Annotated in this window: 22 protein-coding genes; 3 read left to right on the top strand and 19 right to left on the bottom strand. The window is 47.7% G+C overall.

The window, feature by feature from the left end; translation table 11 throughout:
• Positions 1–46: 46 nt before the first annotated feature.
• The 5 genes from AC0YOA_RS02165 to AC0YOA_RS02185 form a co-directional block, all read right to left on the bottom strand.
• Complete coding sequence (locus AC0YOA_RS02165) at positions 47–568, bottom strand: phosphatase PAP2 family protein (protein WP_475785201.1); 522 nt, start codon at positions 566–568, stop codon at positions 47–49.
• Entirely contained in the window at positions 546–1,187 is a 642-nt protein-coding gene (locus tag AC0YOA_RS02170) for a YqaA family protein (RefSeq protein ID WP_475785783.1), read from the bottom strand. Before AC0YOA_RS02170 ends, AC0YOA_RS02165 begins: the two co-directional genes overlap by 23 nt.
• A gap of 94 nt (positions 1,188–1,281) precedes the next feature.
• Positions 1,282–1,911: a YkoP family protein gene (locus AC0YOA_RS02175; RefSeq protein ID WP_475785202.1), complete on the bottom strand. Its 630-nt coding sequence runs from the start codon at positions 1,909–1,911 to the stop codon at positions 1,282–1,284.
• 583 nt (positions 1,912–2,494) lie between these two features.
• Positions 2,495–3,280, bottom strand: a complete 786-nt coding sequence (locus tag AC0YOA_RS02180) for an MBL fold metallo-hydrolase (RefSeq protein ID WP_475785203.1) — start codon at positions 3,278–3,280, stop codon at positions 2,495–2,497.
• Positions 3,281–3,293: 13 nt separating this feature from the next.
• Positions 3,294–4,073 (bottom strand): MBL fold metallo-hydrolase, encoded by a 780-nt coding sequence (locus AC0YOA_RS02185; protein WP_475785204.1) that lies wholly within the window; start codon positions 4,071–4,073, stop codon positions 3,294–3,296.
• Positions 4,074–4,383: 310 nt separating this feature from the next.
• Here AC0YOA_RS02185 and AC0YOA_RS02190 point away from each other — a divergent pair, with 310 nt between their 5' ends.
• Positions 4,384–5,160 (top strand): DeoR/GlpR family DNA-binding transcription regulator, encoded by a 777-nt coding sequence (locus tag AC0YOA_RS02190; RefSeq protein WP_475785205.1) that lies wholly within the window; start codon positions 4,384–4,386, stop codon positions 5,158–5,160.
• 175 nt (positions 5,161–5,335) lie between these two features.
• Here the strand turns inward: AC0YOA_RS02190 and AC0YOA_RS02195 are convergent, their stop codons facing one another.
• The 8 genes from AC0YOA_RS02195 to AC0YOA_RS02230 all read right to left on the bottom strand — a co-directional run bounded on the left by AC0YOA_RS02195 (position 5,336) and on the right by AC0YOA_RS02230 (position 14,828).
• Positions 5,336–8,497: a glycoside hydrolase family 9 protein gene (locus AC0YOA_RS02195; RefSeq protein WP_475785206.1), complete on the bottom strand. Its 3,162-nt coding sequence runs from the start codon at positions 8,495–8,497 to the stop codon at positions 5,336–5,338.
• A gap of 307 nt (positions 8,498–8,804) precedes the next feature.
• Positions 8,805–9,431, bottom strand: coding sequence for a TetR/AcrR family transcriptional regulator (locus AC0YOA_RS02200; protein WP_475785207.1), 627 nt, complete (start codon positions 9,429–9,431; stop codon positions 8,805–8,807).
• 112 nt (positions 9,432–9,543) lie between these two features.
• Positions 9,544–9,702: an MmyB family transcriptional regulator gene (locus AC0YOA_RS02205; protein WP_475785208.1), complete on the bottom strand. Its 159-nt coding sequence runs from the start codon at positions 9,700–9,702 to the stop codon at positions 9,544–9,546.
• A gap of 175 nt (positions 9,703–9,877) precedes the next feature.
• A complete protein-coding gene (locus AC0YOA_RS02210; RefSeq protein WP_475785209.1) occupies positions 9,878–10,342 on the bottom strand; it encodes an MEKHLA domain-containing protein in 465 nt (154 codons plus the stop codon).
• Between the two features lie 14 nt (positions 10,343–10,356).
• On the bottom strand, positions 10,357–11,553 hold the full coding sequence (locus AC0YOA_RS02215) for an acyltransferase family protein (RefSeq protein WP_475785784.1): 1,197 nt from the start codon (positions 11,551–11,553) through the stop codon (positions 10,357–10,359).
• Between the two features lie 87 nt (positions 11,554–11,640).
• Positions 11,641–12,078 carry a rhodanese-like domain-containing protein gene (locus tag AC0YOA_RS02220; protein WP_475785210.1) on the bottom strand — a complete coding sequence of 146 codons (438 nt, stop codon included), beginning with the start codon at positions 12,076–12,078 and terminating at the stop codon, positions 11,641–11,643.
• A 106-nt stretch (positions 12,079–12,184) separates the two neighbouring features.
• The gene (locus AC0YOA_RS02225) at positions 12,185–13,072 is read right to left on the bottom strand and encodes a LysR family transcriptional regulator (protein ID WP_475785211.1); all 888 of its coding nucleotides are present in this window, start codon (positions 13,070–13,072) and stop codon (positions 12,185–12,187) included.
• A 700-nt stretch (positions 13,073–13,772) separates the two neighbouring features.
• On the bottom strand, positions 13,773–14,828 hold the full coding sequence (locus AC0YOA_RS02230; RefSeq protein ID WP_475785212.1) for an LLM class flavin-dependent oxidoreductase: 1,056 nt from the start codon (positions 14,826–14,828) through the stop codon (positions 13,773–13,775).
• Positions 14,829–15,014: 186 nt separating this feature from the next.
• Between AC0YOA_RS02230 and AC0YOA_RS02235 the strand changes: the two genes are divergently transcribed.
• On the top strand, positions 15,015–15,356 hold the full coding sequence (locus tag AC0YOA_RS02235; protein WP_475785213.1) for a winged helix-turn-helix transcriptional regulator: 342 nt from the start codon (positions 15,015–15,017) through the stop codon (positions 15,354–15,356).
• A 168-nt stretch (positions 15,357–15,524) separates the two neighbouring features.
• Here AC0YOA_RS02235 and AC0YOA_RS02240 read toward each other — a convergent pair whose 3' ends face one another.
• Positions 15,525–16,145: a DUF7010 family protein gene (locus AC0YOA_RS02240; protein ID WP_475785214.1), complete on the bottom strand. Its 621-nt coding sequence runs from the start codon at positions 16,143–16,145 to the stop codon at positions 15,525–15,527.
• Between the two features lie 300 nt (positions 16,146–16,445).
• Between AC0YOA_RS02240 and AC0YOA_RS02245 the strand changes: the two genes are divergently transcribed.
• Positions 16,446–16,679, top strand: a complete 234-nt coding sequence (locus AC0YOA_RS02245; RefSeq protein WP_210046460.1) for a spore germination protein — start codon at positions 16,446–16,448, stop codon at positions 16,677–16,679.
• 275 nt (positions 16,680–16,954) lie between these two features.
• Here AC0YOA_RS02245 and AC0YOA_RS02250 read toward each other — a convergent pair whose 3' ends face one another.
• The 5 genes from AC0YOA_RS02250 to AC0YOA_RS02270 all read right to left on the bottom strand — a co-directional run bounded on the left by AC0YOA_RS02250 (position 16,955) and on the right by AC0YOA_RS02270 (position 24,437).
• Complete coding sequence (locus tag AC0YOA_RS02250) at positions 16,955–18,967, bottom strand: MGH1-like glycoside hydrolase domain-containing protein (RefSeq protein ID WP_475785215.1); 2,013 nt, start codon at positions 18,965–18,967, stop codon at positions 16,955–16,957.
• Between the two features lie 58 nt (positions 18,968–19,025).
• Positions 19,026–19,970: a carbohydrate ABC transporter permease gene (locus AC0YOA_RS02255; RefSeq protein WP_210046462.1), complete on the bottom strand. Its 945-nt coding sequence runs from the start codon at positions 19,968–19,970 to the stop codon at positions 19,026–19,028.
• A 268-nt stretch (positions 19,971–20,238) separates the two neighbouring features.
• Positions 20,239–21,159: an ABC transporter permease gene (locus tag AC0YOA_RS02260; protein ID WP_210046463.1), complete on the bottom strand. Its 921-nt coding sequence runs from the start codon at positions 21,157–21,159 to the stop codon at positions 20,239–20,241.
• Between the two features lie 187 nt (positions 21,160–21,346).
• A complete protein-coding gene (locus AC0YOA_RS02265) occupies positions 21,347–22,906 on the bottom strand; it encodes an ABC transporter substrate-binding protein (RefSeq protein WP_475785216.1) in 1,560 nt (519 codons plus the stop codon).
• Between the two features lie 97 nt (positions 22,907–23,003).
• Positions 23,004–24,437: an ABC transporter substrate-binding protein gene (locus AC0YOA_RS02270; RefSeq protein WP_475785217.1), complete on the bottom strand. Its 1,434-nt coding sequence runs from the start codon at positions 24,435–24,437 to the stop codon at positions 23,004–23,006.
• Positions 24,438–24,459: the final 22 nt, after the last annotated feature.

Genomic DNA, 24,459 nt, shown 5'->3' on the forward strand with positions numbered 1-24,459 from the left:
AAGCTTAAGCACATTGCTGCAAGAAGGAAAGCGTCTTTCTGAAATTTCAATTATTCATGAACCAGGCAACCAGCAGCGCGGTTATAAACCCGACCAGCCCTCCTGCCACACAATCAATCGGGTAATGATAGCCCCAATAAACCCGGGATATTGCAACTAACAAAGCCAGACCAATCAAGACAAGCATAACCGCAGGCGATGAAGCCAGTATAAAAGGTGTAACAAGAGCGAAAATGGCGGTTGTATGGCCGGATGGAAAGGAATAGTCCTTGAGCGGGAATTTGCCTACCTTCACATGTTCCAGCTTGCGAAAAGGCCGGGCTCTGCGCACCTTTTTCTTAATTAGGACGGCAACTATATGGCTAACGGCCAAGGCAATCAAACTTTGCAGTCCGGCTCCGTTGAACTCACCCGCAGCGAACCATGCCAGGGAAACTGCGCAAATAATTGTAAACAAAGCTCCGCCCAAATGGGTAATCCATCCGAACAACCGATCCAGGGCCCGACTGCTTAGCCGCTGGTTGCACCAGAAGAACATCGTTTGATCAAACCGCCTTATCCACTGCATGCTGTTTCCCGCCTCCGTCCCCTGCTTTATCGATCGGTAGGTTCTCGTCATTCATCTTCCTCCGCTCACGCAGCTTCCGTATCAAGAACCATCCTGCCGCTATGAGTACTCCAACTGCCACCAGTGTGATCGTGAGAACGCGATCAACCATGTGCTCTGCCGCGCGGCCATACATATAGAAAAGAAACCCGACTGCATAAAACTTCACTGACCGTCCAATTGCTGCATAACTGAGCAGCTTCCATAACGGATAATTCATGCATCCCGATAAAATCGTGAATATTTTAAACGGGATCGGAGTAAAAGATCCGATCAATATTGCAGCCTCGCCACGGCGGGAAAATAATTCGGTTGCCGAGTCCAGCCATTTTTTCTTCATCACCCTGCTCAGAACATGCTTTCCCGACACTTTGCCGATCCCATAACCGATTGGCGTCCCAAGCAGGCTTCCGGCAAAACCAAGGGTAGCGAGCCATAAAGCCGATTCCGGCTGCATGGCGCTTAGAGAAAGTTGAAGGAAGAACGCCGGGATTGGAAAAATAATCGCATCCAGCATGGCATGAATGAAAAGTCCCGTCGCTCCGAAATTCTGTAAAAAGTCCATGATTTTATCCATGATGCTTATCCCCGCCCTCGTATCAGAAGCGTGATGAAAATAGGTTGCCTACGGCAATATATTCACCATACTTTTAGTGTCTATCGTTGTAATCCAATTAACAGGAGCTCGCTTCGGGTAAACCTATCTCATCTTGAATGGGCAACCTCTTCACCGCCGTAAATCGGTTCTTGAGCGATGCGCGGGAATGAATCAACATCATCGGTATCAGTTGTTCGGTCTTTCGGCCAATCCGCTTCTTGCCCTCAGGGTGCATAACGGATAACAATAATCGAAGATAGACGGTTGTGATTCTTTGGAACAAATCGGATTTCATGGGTTGTTGTTCAAAACCAAGACCATGTGTCAAACCACGGTGAAGAAGCGTAATTCCGATTAACGCTTTAACTTCATTGAACTCCGGCTGACTTGCAAACGCGTCACTTATTTGCTGCATGGATTTCCGTGCAAGCCGGGCCGTCATGAGTGCTGCGCGGTCCGAGCCTTCGGATTTGATCAGAGTCAGGATCGCTTTATTATTGAGATGGAGTTCCCCAACCCAATTTCCTTTATGGATGATGGTGGAGTCCGCACATACGATACTCTCTCCGTGATGCTTCTTAATCATTACTTTGCAAATTCCAAAGTGTGATGTATGAGAGCTGCGGAATTTTGAAATCCATTCGAACCCTCTTTCCCACATCATCCAGCCAGTCTGCAATGAGGATTTGCGTAAACGCAGCAACATTTATACCAACCTTCCCTCATTCTTATTTTAAAATAGTAAGAAAGTATAAATTTTGGCCTATACTTTGCTTATATTTCACCGGAATGAAACGCGCCCCGCCGCCAAAAGACGGCGACAGCCGTTTCACCTTGATTGACTTATTTATTTGAAATCGTCTAGAAGAGCATACTCTTTCTATTCGAAATCCTTTTTTGTGTTAATTTCATGATAGATGATTTATGAGGAAGCGCAAACAGACTGAGGTACTGAATGGTGCCCCGTCTAGAGACGGAGTCTGGTACGCCGAATGACCGGATTGCGCAGTTGGAGCCGCTATATCTGGTGCAATGGAGAATTTGCGGTCTTGGTCGACGATGCATTGGAACAAGATGATCCCCTGAAGCGACTCCGCCAAGTGGAGTACGCTGTCTATCTTGAGGAACGTACGCATTGGGAGACTCGAATTACGGAGGGAACAAACCGACTTCGCTTCCGCCGGAATCCCAACATGTCCCGCAGTGTCTCGAACAACGTACTTGTCGTTAATTGGGCCAACGTAGAAAAAAAAGCAGCTGCCCCGCGGCACGCTGCTTCCTATCGCGTATTAAATTATGTACGTCTGTCCGTCCTTCGGCCACTCCACTTCTCCAGAAAAAATTCGCTTTGCGGCCTGAACGCAGGGATCCGCGATTTGGGCGGATCCATGAAGCAGCAGCAGCTTGCCGACCTTGGCCTCTTCCGCGATCGTAGCCGCATCGATAGCACCGGAATGCATGTAGTCATTTTTATCCGGGTTTGCGGCAATGGGTCCGAGCGCCGATTCGTGAATAAGCAGGGCGCTTCCTCTTACATGTTCGATAATCGGCGGATGGAACGCCGTATCTCCGGTAAAAGAGAACAGCCGTCCACTCTTCTTATCCAGGAAGCGATAGCATAAACCCTGAACAGGGTGAGCCGTCGAGCATGTATCGAGCCGGAAGTTCTCCTCTTCATAGGCTTCTCCCGGCGTGAGCGGGATCAAGAGCGGAGAGAGATTGGCCCAGCCATAGCGTTCGGCATGCAGAAAATCGATCGCCCGTCTCACGATAAGATGCAAATCTTCCGCCGGTCCGATGATTTTGAGCTCTTCCAGCGGTTTGCCCCGCATCAGATAATAAAACAGCAGGAACGGCAGCGACATATAGTGATCATGATGAAAATGAGTGAAAATCAGATACTCCAGCTGCAGCGGGTCATGGCCTCTGCTTCGCAGGTTGTCGATAACCGACCAGCCGGTATCGACCAGATACTTGTCGTTGATCAGAAAGGTCGGCGAGTCCCCGCCAACCTCGGGAACAGCACCGGAAGTGCCAAAAAAAGTAATCTTGGTCTGCTCATCGTGCGTCATCATTAATTCCCCTCCGTCACAGGATGATTCTCATAAGATCATGGGCCACTTGAACTTCGCCTGGGTGCCCCGCCCCGACGATTCGCTGCAGCTCTTCCGTCTTCAAATCCCACTCATGATGGATATGGGTGATGAGCAGGTTGGAAATTTGCTGTTCTTTCAGAAAATGATTCAGCTTCTCCGGATGAATATGCCCAAACTCATGAATGACCAGATCGGCATCATGCAGGACATGAACCAGGTCCTGGGAGGACAATACATCCCCGCTGACGACTATTTTTTTGTTGTCCATATGAATTACCAGGCCGTATGCGACTGGAGCAATTTCATTGCCATGCTTATCATCTATTTTTCTCCAGGCATCCTGAGCGAGATGCTTCGTTTTGAAAAAATTGATTTTCAGCCCGTCGCGCTCGAATAACGTATCCTCATTATATTCAACCGCCTCAAGCTCATAAGGATAAATATCCTGAGGGATGATGAATATGTTCTGCAGCAATTTCACTTTGCGGATCGTGCCTTCAGGGCCGTAAACCGGCAGATGCTCCGACCGGTGCGTCAGCTGAAGATCCTGAAGCAGCATCGGCAGGCCGCTTGCATGATCGGGGTGCCAGTGCGTCAGAAACACCGCTTCGATATTTTTCGGATCTTCTCCCATTTTCTTCAGCAGCATGCTCACCGGGCAGCCGCAATCGATCATATACAGCCGGCCGTCCTTCTTGATCGCCATACTGAAATGATGGCGGTTGGCAGTCGACACCCCCGCGCTTGTACCCAATATCAATAATTCCGGCATGGCCTCCACCACTTTCTTCGGTATTTTGCTGGACGTTACGAGTCTGAGCTAAAGATTTTCACCCCGCATGATCCTTAGATTAGTTAACATCCAATCAAAAGTCAATGCATTTTATGATATATAAGAGTCAAATATTTTTATTTATTGATCATTAATAATCATTTTTTCAAAAAATTCATTTTTCCCTCGATGATTCGGCACAAATCAGTTGAATTTCATCATGGCAATGGTATATTTAATTAATCTGTTGTAAATTCGGTAACAATCAATCGTTTTGAAATCCATTTATTGAATTAGGAGCAGCCACGAAATGAAAACAAGAACCAGACATACAGAAATCATCGGGATTTTGAAGCATGAGCCGTTCAAAACCATTGAAGAGCTATGCATCGAGCTGAGCGTTTCACCCGCAACCGTGCGCCGCGACTTGACGATACTGGAACAATCCGGTGATATCGTTCGAATTAATGGAGGGGCGATCTATAAGAAAAAGGCGGAAGACGGCCGTCTGGACGAAAAAAAGCCTCCCCTGCCCTTCCTGAACGAAAAAATCCGGATCGCCAAGGCTGCAGCAGAGCTGGTTAAGGATGGGGACACCATCTTTATGGACGCAGGCTCGACCAATCGGCAAATCGCCGAGCATCTCGTAGGCAAGACCAATATAACCGTTATAACGAACAGCCTGGAGATCGCCTACAAGCTGCATTCCGTTAAAGATAAGAAGGACGTTTCCGTCGTGATTTGCGGAGGGACGCTTGGCGAGACGAATATGGACAGCATTGTGGGTCCGGTCGCAGAAAAAATGATCTCGATGTTTCGCGCCAATATTTGTTTCATTGGCACATCCGGCATCGACATCAAACAGGGCGTTACCGATGCCTATCTCTCGACGGCACGGATCAAGGAAAACATGATTGAACACTCCAACAAAGTGCATCTCGTTGCCGATCACAGCAAATTCGGGGTTATTACTGCCGCGTTTGTCTGCAGCATTGATAAAATCGGCCATATTATTACCGACAATTCGGCGCCTGAGGAAGACGTCCGGACTCTCAGGAGCAGGGGCATTTTGGTGACGCTTGTCTGATTGCATGATCACGGTTTTCCTGCGCTATGCGAGCCCGGTCGGGCTCTTTTTATTTGCGGTTTTTCTCGCGCAGCCAACCTGATATAGAGCTTTGACCCGAGCCTGCTTTCGAAAATCGCAGCCCGGGTCAAAGCCTTAATTACGCAATCATATGAATATCAAAATGAGATGATGATCAAGGCGTATTCGGCCAGGACGCTGTATCCTTAATGTTGCTGAATACAGCCGACACCGATTTACCGGCTTCCGCGGCTGAGACGAACACACCTGCATTCAGCTCCGTACCGGCTTCATGCCATGCCCAGAAGTTAGCCGTGGTATCCTGTGTTTCGCCGGACTTGGTCGTGACGTTCAACGTCCAGTTGATTCCGTCTGAAGAAGTATACGTCCGTATCAGATTTAATGCCGATTGACGTTCGACTTTGAGCCAAATCGGCACCGTGACCGCCTTGTTCAGTACCTCCTCCGACCAAGGCCCGCCTTTGCGGTACTGGGCGATCAACTGCCCATTGCGAACGAATAGTGCCGCATACACATCATCGACCCCGGTACCCTGCCGTATCATAACACCTGCCATGCCTTTCACCGGATTGTCAGCATTGACCGATTCAAGCTTGGCCGAGATGGAGAAGGCGCCTGTCAAATCATTCCGATAGACGTAGCGCAAGCCATCCGGTGTTGTTGCGAAGCTTTCCCCGCCTCCGGTTACTGTGTATTCGCCGCTGTTCACGAAAGTCGTTCCGGGCACAGCGGCGGCTGTTCCGATATCTATACTGGACACCGTGCTGCCAATATCCGCTTCCGGTGCAGCCTGTACTGCCGCAGAATGCGCCGATTCGTTGCCGCTTTGATCCACGGTGGTTATGGTCAAGGCATACGTCGTACCGTTAGCAAGCCCAGCAGCTGTATAACCGGTTGCTGTTAACGGGCTGGCATTCTTTTTGACACCATTAACATACACATTGTATCCTTCCAGATCGCTCTCGCTGCTCGCATTCCAGCTCAGCGTGATTTGAGAATCTCCAGCATCTGCCGTAAGTCCGGTCGGTACCGCCGGAGGCGTCGTATCTCCGGGGTCTCCCCCATCAGCAGCGATAAGCGGAATAATGGAAGCCGCATTATGGGCAACATTGGCGATAACAAATTCATTTTGTACATTCCAGGAGTCGGAATAACGGTACAGAGCAGGATAACTTCCAAGTGCCGGAAACCATTTCTCACGGCGTGCGTTGTTCCATGGGTCATTAGCGAAATATGCCGGGAAATTGCCCTGCTGCAGGTCGCTGTTGGGAATACCCGGAATCATCTCGCTCCATCCGCCGTTGCCTAAGGAATATTGTGCATAATTGTACTGGGATATTTCATGCACCAGCCAGCGCGGCCTGTGCTCAGGGTCTCCCATTCCGCTTATGAAAGATTCGCTGAGCGGATTGGAGCCGAGCAGGTAATTCCACGTCGTCGCGATTTGGTTTTTATATTTCTGCAGCCGGCTGACACCATAAGCCACACTCATGGGAAAAGCAACTTGACTGCCTGAAAAATACCATCCTACGCTCGTATACGTGGAATCCACCATCGGCACTCCGTATGGAGCCTGATTGTTCGCACTCATGATCGTATCAGCCCATTCCAGAATGGCATTGTAAGCGTTTTGGCGGACAGCACCGCTCAAATTGGAATCGTTGTACAACCCAAGAAAAGCAACTAACCAAGGTCCTTGATTATCCCAGGACCAACGTTTTTGTTCGGCGCCGAGATTAGCGGGAAGCTCGCTGTTGATCCATGCCAAATATTTGCTCTCTCCGGTTATTTTGTGCAGATTGGAAGCAGCAAACAGCATTTCATCGGACCAGGTGTGAATACCGGCGGTATAGACGTCATAACCCAGATTGCTGTTCCAGAATGCGTTGTCGTTTGCATGATTTTCAAAAGCCCCAAAGGCCTTCAAAGCCGCTTGTTTATAACCTTCCAGCTTGGCGGCAGGATAATATTCATGCAGCAGCGGAGTGTTGTAGGCCATAGCCAGAGCACCTGCAGCGTACAACGTTTCGGCTTTCAAAGGACCTTCGGTTGCGGAGAAGAACACCCGGCCCGTCGCGCCTTCAGGAGCAAAGCCCTGTTCATATCCCCCGCCTGCCGGACGCAGAAAACGCGGGAGTGCGCCTTCTTTGGAGGTGTTCATGACGGCTTTTCTCAAATAATCCAATTCGTACACGAGCTCATCCAGGAAGTCCGGAGCGCCATTGTCCGATTCCGGAATTTCCAGAGATTCGCCAAGCGTTTCGATCTGATCAGGAAATAATTGGGCCGCCGCAAGCAGCGTGCTGGAAGTTGTCGCTACATTGATGGGATATTTGCCGCGGTCTCCTGCGTCCATATGACCGCCTACCAGATCGACACGCTGCCCCGTTGCCTGGTCGATAGCATCATCCAGATGCGCAGCAGGACGGGTCCAATGGGTGACAGCCGTATCGTCCAAGCCATGGTCGCCGTCACGCTGCATGGTCAAACCGCGGATTAGGGTGTAGCCGATGTTGTCCGAATAGATGGTGCTGCTGATCTCAAAAGGAAAAGACACGCCCACACCCGGAATATACAGATGGAAGGTTCCCTCCTGCTGAAAATCAGAGAAATCCATTTCATACACATCGCTTTTGGACCATTTTTCCTGGGCGGCTGTTTTCTTCAATTCAATGTCGCCGCTGTATACAGAACTGCCGTTTTGTTCATTGACGATCTGAAACGGGATCGCGTCATTGAAGGAAATGGAGCCTTGACCGGTCCACCAGGACATATAGGCTACCTTCGGGCTTCCATCTCCATAACCGACCTGGTTGACATGAATAACCGGATTCGGTTCAGACAAGTCAAAATCAGCCGACATTCCCGGGACATTAACCACAGCAGGATTTACCGTTACATTGTAGGAGTGGCCTTCCTTTAAATTCGTTCCGCTTGGCATCTGCAAATAGATCCGATAGATCATGTTCAGACGCGGCGTGTCTGTAGTGGACAGATATGGGGCATCCTCGGGGTAGTAACGATTCTGGACGGCAGCCGGATGTATCGCGGATGAAAAATCAGGGTCGGTGCTGCTGCTGATCGAATAATAAGCGGTATTGGATACATTGGAGCTGTTATACTCTTTCTCACGCAGATAAACCTCAATCCACTGCGAATTCATGATAGTTGCCTGGGAGCTTACCAATTCCGGCTGCGTCATTGCCTGCTCTTGCAAAGCCATGGCATTAAGAGGCACGGTCGTTGCCCCTACTGCAAGCACAACCAGGAAAATAACAGGTCTTCTTAATGAGTTCAAAAACCGGTTAATCAACATTCACGATTCCTCCCGCTATAAATGAATTTTCTCACCAATCGAGTTCTTCCCCATACCTTCTTTCTTTTCCTCAAGGGTGTCACATTCAAACAAATTGATCGATTTCAATCACAACCTTCCATTTTTTATAATAAATGCTGAATTACGAGTAGAATATATCAAATAAAATAATTGATTTCAATGATAATGATTGAATTTACAATATCTAATAATCTTTTATAGCAGTTTTTGATTCTCTTTGATCATTTGGCGCAAAAAAAGCCCGCATTTATGCGGACTTTCATTAATCTCTGTATATAATCAGCTGTTATTGGGGGTCCGGGTGCCCTCCAAAAATAGGATCAATATAAATCTGGAACAGCTTGCTCCTGATTTCCTCCGCCGAATAGTTGCGATACTGCCGGTGAAACAGATAAACATCCGGTCGAAGCGTCGCCATGATGGAGTCCGCCATATAAACGGGATCAAGCTGTTTTTCGCCGCCCGTCTCGATATACTCCTGAAACAAGCCATGGATGACCGAATGAACCAATTCATAATGCAGGGTATGAAAGGTCACGTTCTGCCGTTCCTCGGAAGTCGGCGCTTGTATGGCGGCCAGCACTTGGGAATTTTCCTGAAGGGATATAAGGTGATATCCCAGAATAACCTCCAGACGCACCCGAAGAGATTCATGGTTGTTCTCCTTGAGATAATCTGCCATCTTCTCATGATTGCGAATGCATTGCTCCTCGATCAAATCCAGGCACAACTCGCCTTTATGGGCATAGCTCCGGTACAAGGTGCCTTGTCCTACTCCTGCCTCCCTTGCGATTTGCCGCATGCTGACGTTCTCGACTCCATGTTCGGCAAACAGCTCAGACGCCTTCTGCAAGATCAGCTGCCTGCGTTCCCGGGCATCCCTTCGTTCTGCACGCTCCTTACGTTCCAGCAATCGCGAGCACCTCATTCCCGCACAATAGTATTGGTCCATAACCGGTCTTTCGTCTATTTACAAGATTCATCAGTTTTCCCCCTGCTCATGCTCATATCATATAGATGAAATTCTACTGCATCAAACCCATTAATTTCTCTTGGGTATCCGACTTAAGATCAGGTGTAAAAACAGTCAGCATCAGATCAGGATCCTCTGCTACAAGGAAGCTGTTATACTCCAGTGTCAGCAGGCCCGCTGCAGGATGCTGCAGCTCCTTCTTATTATACAAAATATCTCCTAGTATAAAACATGCCCCCACCTCATGATGGACAAGGCGGCTAATAAGGCCGATCCAAAAACGGAAAGACCATGGCGAGATTGACTCTCCTTTTGTCAGCTTGCCAGCAAAAAAGCAGCCGATTTGGCTGCTTTTTATCGTATCTGTTTTTTTTCAAATCTTCAATTCAAATAAAACGATGCTCCCGGAAAGCAGCAGCCTGTCCATGGATTATACCCTTGTCGTCAATAAGATTCCACACAGTCGCCTGCATGATGTAGAATCTCCGGCCATTGCTGGAAATCCGGATTCCCGTGTAATTGTCGACATAGCCATTTTCGCTGACGGCTTTAAGAAAGCTTGCCCGCTCCTCGCGCTCCATCGGCTCTGCAGTCAGTCTCGACGGGGTGCTTGTAAACATGTCCCAGTCCATCTCCCACAGCTCCTGTGCCGCCCGGTTGCCGAAATTCAAGATTGGATCGGCCTCCAGTCCATGGGACAATATCACGAAAGGCCCATTATACAGCTGATCGAATTCCTTGCCGGATTCGGGTGCTTCGTCCAGGAGAGATGTGCCCGTTAATCTCTCATAGCTGTCCATGATTAACCGAGCATGCTCATTCGTTGCTCCAACACCGGTATATTGCGTCATTATTATTGTCCTCCCTATCCTTGCCGGTACCTGCTCAATAAATATTTAATATGCGATTTTGCGTTCGAACCGGAATGGGTCAAATATTTCCCCAACTTCACTGAGGTCGTTTCCACCGTATAATACATCACAGCCGCCGCCCCAAAGGATATGATGAATGACAACCCTATTAATATAATAACGGGCATTGTCCCATTGAACAAATAAAACATCGTTACTATGACGATCATGTGATAAAGATACAAGCTAAAAGAGATCTTCCCTATAAAATGAACAGGCTTAATGAGCAGAATCCGTTTGAGTGCAATCGAATTCATACTGGCGACAATAAAAATGCAGCTTCCCGCAGCAATCGCCCAATCGTTGATAATGAAAAGATGAATCGTGGAATTGTTTGGCATGATTAACCAGACGTACATATAAAGGACCAACCCAATAACCATTACCGCAGCTTTTACCCTGTTATTCAATTCACCGTATGTACGACTGATTAATTTCCGATGCTTTGCCAATAAGGCGCCCAATACAAAAAATGCCGCGTAATGCGGCGTCAGCAAATAGGAGGAATATCCATTAAATTGTGTCATGTCATAAGCAAACCCTTTCAGCAGAACATAATAAACAATGAAGTACATAACAGGCATTGCCATCAAAATGCCAATATTCGTTTTTAAATTGGTTTTCATCAGCACAAATACAACAGCAGGAAAGAACAATGAAATTCTGAACTCATGAACCAATGACCAGATGACAGGATTTAACGTCATCGATTCTATTTCATCCAGCAGAATCAAATGTTTGATCAGTTCCGGGGTGGATAGCCCTTTCGTCCATATTTCATTAAACCATTCACTCATCCCTGCGATTCCACCAGGTGAAATGAATTTCATCATCAGCACAGCTATACAAACTGAAACCCCGCTTGGCAGCAAAATTCTGCACATTCTTCTTATCATGTAAGCTTTATAACTACTTTGTTTCCCTTCCCAATATGGCAGTGAAAGGACAAATCCGCTTAAAATAAAGAATAATATGACCGATTCATGACCAAGCCAAAAAAGATGCAGCGGTGTGTTCTTTAACGTGTCAATCCAATTGACATTAGGAATAATAATGGACAAATGCGCCAGAATCACCGATACCGCAGCCAGACCTCTTATAGAATCAAGCTCATCAAAGCGTCTGCTTATACTCAGATAAATACCCCCAATATTCTCTTTAAAGAAAAATAATGTTCTTTATAAAGAATATACGATAATATTCTTTATTCCAAGTGTTTCTTTTGGGGGTATCGTGATCTATCCAATCAATGGAGCCGCTTGTCCTAAACTTCCTTCTACTTCATTGCCTTCCCTCCGCCAATATTCGATCCCGCCGAGCATCTCTTTGACTTTGAAACCAAGTCCGGAGAGGCGGGCAGCGGCTTTTGTCCCGCCATTGCAAGCAGGACTCCAGCAATAGACAACAATCACCAGATCTCTGGAAAAAGATACGGTTGTCTCTTCATTGATTTGATTGGATGGAAGATTGATGGCACCCGGAATATGGCATTCTTCATAAGCCTTGGTGCTTCGGACATCGATCAGCCGGAAGCTGTTAATGCCAAGCTGTAAATCATGGCGGACATCTGCTGCGTCCGTTTCGACCGATAGCTTGTTCATAAAATGCCGATGGGCATCCTCCGGCAAAGCAGCGGGTGTTTCGAGTACAAGAGATACATGGGGGGTATTATTCATATTCGTTGCCTCCATCAGGGATTTGCATTCAAGCCGGCGAATGACTTGAATTAACTATAGCACAGCCCTTGCAAATGGAGTTATCGATAGAAATCGAAACCATAGTTCAATGATTTTGATAATTGGTTCCGAAAATAATTTCCAGAAACCCGAGAAAAGCTTTGGATTTCCACTTTTTTTTGGAGTAAACAAGCTGTGAATAGAATTTAAAATCCGGATGGACAAATGGGATGGCCGTAACCTGACCCTTCTGAATCTCTTCAACAACCACGACACGAGGCAGCAAAGCAATTCCAAGTCCATAAATGACGCACTGCTTGATCGCCTCCAGATTACCAAACTCGTAGGATAATGTATAATTTACCTGGTTGCTTTTTAGCGTTTTGAGCAGCAATGCCCGATACGTACAGCCATCTTCGGTCAAAATCAAAGATTCGCTTTCGAAATCTTGAACCTGAATTTCGCTATGACCGGCAAGCCTGTGGGATGGGGCAACAATTACGACCAGTTCCTCTTCTCTCAGGATGCTGCTGTGAAGTTCGGGGTCGGCAAAAGGCGGATCCATAATAATTCCGATGTCCAGAGCGCCTTCTTTTACGGCTTCAATAATAAAGGGCTCGTTTGCCGGTTGAATCGTCACACTTATTCCGGGATATTGCTGGCGGTACGATTGAAGATGGGGAGGAAGAACATAAGCTGCCAACGTTTCGATCGTTCCAATAGAGAGTGTCCCTCTGGATTGTTGTGAAACAACTTCCTTTGATTCCTCGTGAAGTCTTAGTATATCGTTCACATACAACAGAAGAGCCTCGCCGGCAATCGTAAGCTTCATATTTCGTCCGAATCGCTCTACCAGAACCGTCCCATAGGTTTCCTCAAGCTTCTGGATCTGCATCGTAATGCTCGATTGGGCGTATCCCAATACTTCGGCGGCGCGTGTATAACTTCCCCATTTTGCTACCTCGCGAAAGGTTTTCAGATACGTAAATTCCAACAGCAATCACCCTTCCATGCGGCTTTTAACGTAATTAGATAATACCATTGATATATATCCATGGTGCAATACCTGTTTTTGTAAGAGTCTCTCCCGCATCGCAATTGCCGCTTTGAGAGAAGCAAAAAGCTGCCTCGCGGCAGCCCTCAATTGACTCACACTATATCCGTTGAAGCAACAACAAGGGCAGCTGCTGAGCGTTACGTTAAATCATACTACAATCCCGCCATTTGAAAATGATGCTGCAGAATCAAGTTTAAGGAGATTATTTTCTTTTTGCCCGGCACTTCTTCTTATTTGTTGGAACTCCACTGGTGCAGCAGCAGTCATCCTGCTCATTACTTGTATCCGTATCCGTATCCGTATTCATATCCGTATCCGAATTCTCTTCCTCGGAGCCGGAATTAGAAGATGTGGAAAGGTTTTTGACATTTCCAAAAATGACCGTTCCTTCGTTCTTACCGATTATCACCAACCCGATATGACAACACATGGCAGCATCAGCGTCCTTTTCATAATATCATCAGATAATATATATATGAAAAGCATGTTTCATGCGCCATGGCTGTTTCAGGAGTTACAAGAGCCCTTTTTTAATAGATAGATATATTTATGATTTTATTGTATAGTCCATTGCCTGCGCGTTTTTGTGTCAACTTTTGAACCCGATAATCCAACTATTTTCATGGTTAATTCCATTCTACTTTGCTGTATGCTTTCGTACGTCCGGTAAAATTTTCGTTGCAATCAGCTCAATTATTTTTGCTAAATTTTCAAATGGAACACCGCCAAAATCAATTTGTGCGATAAAACGCTGATGACCAAACAACTCATGTTGATAGAGCATTTTTTCAATAATTTGCTGTGGACTTCCAATCATCATGGCATCACGTATATCGGTTCCCTGAGCAAAATGCTGTTTTGGAAAGCTTCTTCCGGTAAGCAGCTCAACTCCAACGTTAGTATGTGTATAGGCTTCGCTCAGCGCTTGCTGTGTTGTTTCGGCAGCATAGAAATGGCCTGCTGTTGCAACCGGAAGAAGCTCTGGATCAAAGCCATTCTGCTTCGCAGCCTCCCGATAGGCATCAATGGATAACTTAAAGCTGGAAGCAGGACCGCCTAATGTAGCAAGCATCATAGGAACGCCGGCATAACCGGCCTTAATTGCACTTGCAGGAGGCCCTCCCACAGCACGCCAAATCGGCAGTGAGCCGTTTTTAGGACGGGGGGAAACCTTGGCATTTTTTAAGGGAGCACGAAACTGACCGTCCCATGTAATAATCTCTTCCTCGTTTAGCTTCACTAACAGTTCAAATTTTTCTTCGAACAGCTCTTCATAATCACGAACATTGTAGCCTAATAAATCAAAAAGGCCTACTCGGGATCCACGACCGGCAATAATTTCTGCGCGTCCTTTGGAAATCAGATCGATGGTCGCGAAATCCTCATACACGCGAACGGGGTCGGACGTGCTGATAATGGTCGAGGAGCTTCCTATTTTAATTTTTTCTGTCGCCTGAGCAATGGCTGCTATAACAACAGAGTGAGCCTGAGTTGTAAAATACTCCTGATGGCTTTCGCCCACGCTAAAAAAATCAATGCCTGCTTGATCGGCTAACTTAGCTAATTCAATGATTTCATGGATGCGTTGCTCAGAAGATATTCGTTTTCCAGTGTGATAGTTAGGAAGGTGATCGCCTAACGTATAAATACCAAATTCCAATCCCTTGCTTTTATCGATACGGTATGTTTTCACTTTTTACCAGCCTTTCTATTCATCCTGTGTTGTTTCTGCGTTTTTGTCGATAGGAAATGCTAGCATATGCGTCTGTCTTTCAATCTTTCCTTCACAATGTTACTATGTAGTATACGGTTCAATAATGTAAGAGCGTACTTTAAAGTGGTATAGTATACAAAAAGATACTAAAGGTGAGATGCTGTTATGGATAAACAGTTTGAATTATGTCGTGTAGATGATGGTTTAAGCATAATAGTCGGTAAATGGAAATCGCTTATTTTATTGCATTTATTGGTGAAAGGTACTCAGCGTTTTAGCGAGTTAAAACGTAGTTTGCCGGGGATTACGCAAAAAATGTTAACCAATCAACTCCGGGAATTAGAGGAAGAAGATATTGTCAAGCGTAAAGTTTACCCTCAAATTCCCCCAAAAGTTGAATATTCAATTACCGAATACGGCAAAACTTTAGAACCTATTTTAACAGCTATGCATGATTGGGCAACAAATCATGAACTTCACAAAAAAAATAAAATGAATTTTAATTAAGGTGTTACATTGAGATATTGCTTGATCCCTCGAAAGAAAACTTCTATGCCCCAACGTGCCTTCTAAATCGCTGAGATTTGTTCAGCCGACACGCGGAGCAAATTATGGCGCATGTTGGTGGCGTCGTGACTTGGCTTAGCCGTCAGACCTTAGCCATTTCTTCTTGCTTCATACTGCCCTTCCCAGCAGTCTTCTTCCCATTTGCCAAATGACCACACTGGTTCCCCAGAGGATCAAGGCAGAGCCCAGTCCAACCACAGACATAAATGCACTGATCTGATGATCTCCCAGCATCACGTTCACCGGCACGAACAGCCAGGTTCCAATAGCGAGCAAGCATAGAAGTGCGCCTGTAATATGATAGAGTCTGACCTTGAAAAGAGAAGCCAACGGGAAGAAATGAACACCGACAATAATGGCTGTTACAAGAGGTATAAGATCCGTGTGATGGGTATGACTGCAGATGGCCGCCGAGATCGCGATTGCTGCACCTTCGGCTGCGAAAATGATATTAAACCAGATCCCAACGCGCTTGCCTCCCCTTGTATCACCTTTCATTACTTGATTGGTTAATTTCCGCGAGGCGCGTATCAGCGAACCGCCGCCGATGCAGAGCACGATCCCTACGGTTACGGCAGCGGCTAACAACAACAAAGGCATTCCCCATCCTTGCAGCCCCATGATTCCCGTGTACGCCCAAAGTGTGCCAAAAACCGCCATAAATAGAACGCCCGATGCAGTTCCGCGTACTGCGGCTCCAGGAATGGTACTTGATGCTTGTTGTGACATAATTGAAAATCTCCCTTCGATTTTAAGTGTTCCCCGCGTTATATCAACAGGTTTGCGGTGACGCTTTACTGACTTCATCTTACCGAAACAAGCATCAGGCTGGTATTCATGAATGTAATGTCTTGCGGATGACAAATGTCATATAACGAAAGGCAGACAAAAAAGGATCCGCATCTGCGAATCCTTCGGGCGCCAATATATGGAGACCTTTGGTGAAGAGTCGAATTGAAGCTGACGGAACCGCTGGGCGTTTGTAGCATATGATGGAATATCAAACGGTTGAAGAAGGAGTGAAGAATAATGCCCGTAGTAATTGGAATTTCCAATATTAATAGCGTAAGCTCCAGTTCTGTTGTTCAATACGGCGATGCTGTTCAATTGTCCCCCTCCAGTACATCAAAGTCATATGCTGGTTCCGGCGCATTTTTAACTGGCTGTGTGGCCATTTCCAATAACGCCCTAAGCGCCACGAACACGAATGACCCTGATGTTATAGATAACTCACAGAGCGAAATAGCAAGCGGTGTAAATTAGTTTGAACTGCATCTAGATCCCTAAGAAGAAATGGCTGAAGCCGTCCTTTGGCGGCAAAGTTAGTTTCTTCTCATAAAATATCAGAAAAGATGAGGACAAATTTATCCTTTCTGATATTTCAAGAAAGTCTGATATTATTCGGGCTTTTTTTTGTTGCCAATCAAATAACCCATTCAGCGGGATGGTCAAGAACCCATTCAGCGGACAATGAAAAACCGCCTGGACAGCAAAATGACGCCGGTACGAACCGGCGTCATCACTTCAATCGGTGGATTCTATATCTCGCAGGGAGCAGGCGCTCCTTCATACGTTGTAACACCATCTTTGACGACCTTGCAATATCCCGGCCTCATATGAACATCAATGAGCTGTCCCCGGTAACGGTAGCCTGTAATCGAAATGCTTCCTTCTTGAGAAGGCTGCGGGAACACGGTGAGCGCTCCGTCAGGCTTTGGCGTCAAACCGGCCATACCGAACAAAATGGCTTCAGCTCCGCCCAGCCCTGCGATGACGTTTGCCCGCTTGTGACCCGGCACGGCAGGACGGTCGCAATAATGCTCCTGAGGGTAATAGGGCAGATGCCGCCCCATCCAGAACAATCTTTTCAGCACATCCCAAGCCAGCTCAGGCTTGCCGATTTCCCATAAAGTAAGGGCAAGAACAGTGCTTTCCCCGGTATAGCTGCCTCCGCCGGACCAGTCCGGATCATTCAGCTCGTAATGAACCGTATCCTCCGCCGATATGCTGCTTACGCCGTACGGAGCCAGAAACGCTCCGTCGCGCAAATGAGTCAGCAGAGCATCTGTCATATTTTCGGTGCATACTCCCATTCTTAGCGTATCGTAAGCCTGGATCGAATATACTTCTTCCATATGTCCATCCGGATACCGGCAGAGGAACCAGCCAATTTTCTCATCCCACAGATGTTCCTTGATCGAGCTGCGGATCCGTTCCGCTTTTTCACGCCACTGGGCGGCTTCCCCATCGCCCAGCCGTTCCGCCAGATCCGCCAGCCGGTCATAGCACCATGCCCGTTCGGCATTGGGACTGGAGACAACATGCTCGTGTGCGGCGCTTCTCATTTCCAGCAAATTATGCTGCTTCCCGTAATCCAGCAGTTCATTCCAGACAGGGAGCCTTTCTTCGTCATCCAGCAGCAGCTTCCGCAGCACATCATACAGCTCATGTCCCTCTCCATGCTGCTGCAAATTGCTCCATACCAAATTGAAGAACGACCAGAGACTGTATGCATACGGGACATCCCTGCCCTGGCCGTCAGGTGAAAATCTTGAATGCCGGGCAATCCCGCTATTAGCCATAAGCCTCGCAAACTCCAGCAATTTATCGCTTCCCAGCATCATCGCCAGCGTCCTGCCGGCATATCCTCCGGCATCCCATGGATAGCAGCAGATCCCGGCTCCCTCTATGCCCGACACGACCGGAAACGGCTGCATGGCAAAATCCGGATGCTCCCACATGCAGACCAGACCGCTCACCAGCGAACGGCGGTAATAATCCTCAAGCCCGGGAATATCGCTGGTAAGCCGGGGGATGGATTCACACATTCGATCGACGCGTTCCTGCCATACCGTTTCCGTTCTCCGCTCCCACCGGGAGAGATCGCCGGGAGTAGCGCATGCTTCACCGCTGGCCGACAATACGACCGCCAGCCGGAAGACGGACTCTTGTCCGGGAAGCAGGGATGACGGTTGTATTTCTTCATTAAATATAGTCATTCGCACCCGCTCATTTTCCCATATCCCCGCATCGATTGCCTGGACAGGCTCACCTGGGGAAGGATGCCCGTAATCCCAATCTCCAAGCGGCTGATAACCGAGTCGGCCGGGCACAAGCTTCGGCTTGACGCTCACTTCTATCGTTCGATCGGTACGATTGCCGATCCGCACCGTTATCATAAATCCCGGCCGGTCCGCCAGCGGGACCAGAGAACTGTGGGCAGACAGCGATATTAACCGGCCGTCGACAAAATAGTGGTAGGTTCCGGTACGCTCAATCCGATCAGGACGCCACTGCGCGCCCGAATACAGAAAGCCGCAGTCCCCTTTCCCCCGGTTTCCCGTATCGCTGACGAGATGGCCGTCAGCTTCAAAATCCAGCAGCAGCTCCACATCGCCAGCCGCAAACGGAGGCGAATATAAGCCTTTAATTCCCGTTACGGTATTCGCCATGGGAGCGACGGTGCTGTAACCGCTGCAAACCCATATATGATTCTCCGGAGCCAGGCTGGCCCGCAAGTCAAACGCAAAGTCGTTTAATTGATAATTCATCGTGTCACCTTTCCATTTCGTATGAATGTTCGCAATCGTTGTGTACCTATTCACCGTACTAGCCTTTCACCGCTCCTACCGTCAATCCTTTTACAAAATATTTTTGCAGGAACGGATAAACGAATATGATCGGACCGATACCGATGATGGCCATCGCCATCCGCACCGTTTCTGTAGGCACCTTCGCCAGCTCTCCCCCGGCTACCGAGGCATCCACCATGCCGGAATTCAAATATTGAATCTGTGTGATTACTTTGTACATCAGGTACTGCAGGCTGACCAGTTTGTCGTCGTTAATGAACACCATACTCGTATACCAATCGTTCCAATAGGCCAAGGTCTGGAATAGACCAATCGTCGCCATAACCGGCAGGGACAAGGGAAGAATAATTCTGGCATAGATTCTGAATTCCCCCGCGCCGTCGATTTTGGCCGATTCGATGAGCGAATCCGGTATCGTATTCATGAAGAAAATACGCATAATGATGATATTAAAAGGCGCGACGAGCAGCGGGATAATCAGCGCCGCCAACGTGTCCTTCAATCCGGCAGCAGAGTACGTCAGGTACCAGGGAACAAGTCCGCCATGGAAGAGCATAGTGAAAAAAACGAAAAACGCCAAAAAGTTCCGGTAAGGCATATCTTTTCGGGAAATCGGATAAGCGAACAAGGAAGTAACAATCAGGCTGATGACCGTGCCGATGACGGTCACGAGGATCGAAATTCCGTATCCGCGAACGATCTTCTCCGCATCCTTGAACAAGTACTCATATGCATACAGGGTGAAATCTTTTGGAATGATATTATAGCCGAATTCCACAATGGACCGTTCGTCCGTGAAGGATACGGACACCACCAGCAGCAGTGGAAACAAACATGCGAGGCTGATTAACCAGAACATAACGTTCAGCGCCACATTCGAGCCTGTCGAGATTTTGTTGCTGTAATTGTACGATTGCGATTCATTGACGCGCCCTGCGGCTTCGTGACTGTTGGTAGACATTCTCTTGTTCCTCCTAAACACTTAAAAACTCGGTGATTTATAGCGAAGCGGGCGGAAGATGTTTCTGCATGCGCTGCGTTCATTAGCATTTGTTTGTAAGTCCGGTGATTAACCGGCGGAGCAGGCGGAAATAGTCTGGAGAAGCGTAAGCGTTCGCCTTTGTCCACGGGATTTCCACCTCTAAAGAATTTATAAATTCAGGGAAATCTGGGGACAATAGCGATCGGAAGACGTTTCCGCAAGCGCAGCCTGTCTATTTCAGCGGAATTTAAAACATCGCGTTTTCTTTGCTGATTCGACGTACCGCCATGTTGGTCGCAAAGACGATGATCAAGCCCACGATCGACTGGTAGAATCCGGCGGCTGCCGACATCCCTACATTTCCGGTCAGCAGGAAGGACCGGTAGACGAAGGTATCGATGACGTTGGTCGTCGGATAAAGCGGACCGGAGTTGAGCGGAACCTGGAAGAACAGTCCGAAATCCGCATTGAAGATCCGGCCGACCTGCAGAATGACCATGACGATAATAACTGGAAGCATGAGCGGAATTGTGATTTTCTTGATCTGCTGCCATTTTGAAGCGCCATCGATGACGGCAGCCTCATAATATTCATGATCGATCGCGACAATTGCCGCAAGATAGACGACCATGGTGTAGCCGACGTTTTTCCACAGATTCACAAGCGGTAAAATGTAGACCCAATATTTGGGCTCGCTGTACCAGGAGATGGAATCAAACCCGAGCGGTTCGAGGATCGCTTTGTTGAGAAAGCCAAAGCCTCCGCCAATAAAGGCATATACCAGATAGCTGACGACGACGAATGAAAGGAAGTAGGGAAACAGCAGGCTGCTTTGAAAAAATTTGGCCATTTTGCGGTTCCTTAATTCATTCAGCGCGATCGCCAGGAAAATAGCGACTGCCGTGTTCAGGAAGATGAATACCGCGTTGTACAGGACCGTGTTGCGGGTCGCGTTCCAGGCGTCCTCCGTCTGAAACAGGTATTTGAAGTTCTCCAATCCGACCCATGGACTCCCCAATATGCCCCCGTCGAAATTATAGTTCTTGAAGGCGACAATGACCCCGAACATCGGTATATAATTGTTGAAAATCAATATTGCCGCTGCAGGAAGCAGCATCAGAAATAAAGCGCGATATCGGAAGATCCTAAACAGAAAATTGCGTCTCATGCAGTCAAGCCCTCTCCTCTTTTTGTATGTTGTACTTTCATTTTATAATTCAAGGTCAGGTTCTTGAATAAAACAATCTATGAAAGCTTTAAAATATCTATTGCCTTTCCGGGCATGCAAAAACAAGCATCCCAAACCGGCTATGGCTGCCGGCCTGAGATGCTTGCATGTTCAATGGAGCATTATTTTATTTGGCAGCCATAAATGCGTCAATCTGCTTTTGCTTCTCGGCCAGCACTTTATCCGAACCGGCTTTTTTCATTTTATCGAGGAAATCAGGCAGATCTTTGGCCGGATCCATAACACCTGTCGTCAAGCCGTCAATATAAGCTTCGAAAATATTAACGATAGCTGATTCTTCATTTTTCACAGGCTCCGCATCGTAGCTGAAGCCAAGCAGCGCGGATTGCGTCGCAGAGTCATTGAATGCCTGGAATTTCTCCCACTTTTGCGAATCTTCATTATCCCACAGATAATTAAGGAATTGATTACCAAACATATAGTTGATGCCCGGTGTATAACCGCTTCCGCCTGCTTGTACGCCATCAGGCAGCTTGATGATATTGTCGCTGGACTTCACATAATGCTTGCCTTCAACGCCGTTAACCAGCGTATTTACCAACTGCGCATCCGTATGGAGCAGGTTGATGAGCATCATGGCGCGTTCAGGATTCTTGGATGTACGGGAAATCGCAGTCATCGATCCGTTCAGATCGCCATTCGTCGTATATGGAGGGGTGAGCTCCACCTGCACAAGCTTTTGTCCGAAGCTTGTGCTAAGCTCCGCGTCCTTACCCGGCTTCAGCTGCTGCCACTGCGCGAACACTTTGCCTGCTTTATTAGCTGCTGCGGCGTCCTTCTTCGTAGCAGGATCCTCCTGGAAATACCCTTTTTGGTTCCAGCTGCGCATGAGGTTCAGTAAATCCTTCATTTCCGGCGTTTCAAACTGGTTGATGATCTTCGCATTCGTGTCGCCAATCATGATTGCGCCAGGGACCTGGTTATTGCCTACAGCTTCGATCGGAAGATCGCCGACAACGTTGCGGTTGGCCCAGAACGGCGTCACATCCGGCTCATTTTCTTTGATCGTTTGGAGCATCGGCTCAAGGTCCGCAAACGTTTTGATTGTAGTCAAATCAAATTTGTATTTGTCGACCATCGATTGATTCAGAACGATACCGAATTGGCTGGCAAGCTCCTTTTCGACCGGAACTGCGTAATTTTTTCCTTTTACCGCTGTGCCTGTCAGATAAAACGGATTGATTTGTTTTTTCATTTCCGGTGCGTATTGATCGATCAGGTCGTTCAGTTCAAGGAATGCTCCTTTGGCCACATTACCGCTGAAGTTATCCCAGCCTGCTGTGAACATCAGATCGAATGGTTCGCCGGAGGATACCATCAAATTGATTTTCTGAGCCCAGCTGCCCCAGTCGATAGCATGAATTTTGATCGTTGCATTGATTTTGTCCTTCAGCTGCTTGTTTAATTCCTCTTCGACTGCTGCTGTGTCTTTTTGCTCGGTTCCCGGATAGTAAATCGACAGCTCAACCGGATCCAGAACCGGCTTCTCCGGTTCAGCTGCTGGCGCATTAGCATTATTCTGCGTGTTGTCGCTTGGCGTATTGCTTTGTCCGCTCTCATCCGCATTGCTGCCTGACTTGCCATTCTGCGAGCATCCTGCAAGCACCATCGTCAACACGATTACGAGAGCAAGCATACTGGTAAAAAGCCTTCTTCTTTGTTTCATTGGAACCCCTCCAGCTATGATGTAAATGATTACGGTTTCAGTATAGGTTGTTTTCCGCTGAAACTGAATTAAATAATCTATGACTACTTTTAATAATCTATTGTGTTTCGCCTAATGGCTGCCGTGGATCGAACCTGGGGTTCACATATTCGTTAAAGCTGATCAGATTTTTAGAGACGGCGTCGTCCAGCGAATGATTATATTGCCGCGACAGCTCCTCCAGAATTTCCTCCGGCGGGCCTATCCCCTGCAAAATATCCCTGTACGCCTTCATGCGCAGCCCGTCGCCCAAATTTTTCGGAGAGGACGGGGTTTGCTCACTCTGCAATATAAACTTCGGTTCCTTAGGATAAGGCGATTCTTCACCGCCAGGCAAAAATTGATCGAAATTATCCAGCGTCGGCTGGTACCCGGGATCATCGATAATTTCTTTCAGGACCGGTATGGTGTAGCCTTGCTTATACTGTTCTCCCATGAATGTGCTTGAATGCAGAAGCTTCCACAGATCAGCCGCCTCCTCCTCATGCTCCGTATACGCATTGATGACGAACGGCGATTCCGGAGATACCATCAAAGCGCCTTTTCCTTTATCCGATGCCGACAATAAGGGCGGCATCGCGATGCCGAGCGGAAAATCCATCGTTCTCATGCCGCTTAGAAGCGCGAAGTCGCGGTCGGTCACGAACATCATCCCGATGTTCCCTTCCGAGAATTGGGTTAAAGCGGTGTCGCTCTGCAGCGACGTTTCTCCGGGAAACAAACCGCCTTCCTCTTTCATCGCCAGCATGGTTTGAAACCAGGGTTTGTACACGGTGAAGTCGTAGCTTCCCTTGCTGAAATCATAGTGATAGACGCCGCTGTAAGTGCCCGCCATTTCGAGCGCCTTGCGGAACGCCCCGTCATCGCCTGCCGGAAGGGCGAAGCCGTACCTGCGGTAACCCGTTCCCGCCTTGGAAATTTGATTGGCATCGCTTCTCAATTGTTGTAAAGTAGTCGGGGGACTGTCCGGATTCAAACCGGCGTTCTTCAGCAGTTCCTTGTTGTAAATAAGCCGAAGCGTCATGATTTCCGAAGGAATCGCATAGAAATGGCTGTTCTCCCTCGTGTAATCCATCACCCATTTGGGGAATGCCTTCAGAAACTGGCTGTCTACGACAGTCGACAAATCAACGAGCCAGTTTTTGAAAATGTACGTTGCAAGCCACCCGGTCTCGAGCTGAAACACATCCGGTCCTTCTCCTGAGGTCATCCGCATGTTCAGGATTTCATCATACCGGTCGAGCGGAAGCTTCAATAGCTGGACAGTATAGCCGGGGTGAGCCGCATTGAATTGATTGATCAGGCTCTCCAGCGGCTTCGTCTCCACATTCGATTGAACGGCAAGCGTAATCGTTTTGCTTTGCTCATCCGCTCCTGACGGATCTGCCTGCTGAACGGCGTTCTCCTTCTGCGAGCATCCGCTCAGACAGATAGCAGCCGTAATGAGAGCAAGGAACCATTTCGATAATCGCGTACGAAAGCTTTTGTTCATTTATATGGTCCCTTCTTTTATA

This window comes from Paenibacillus sp. JT22N12, from assembly GCF_056269365.1.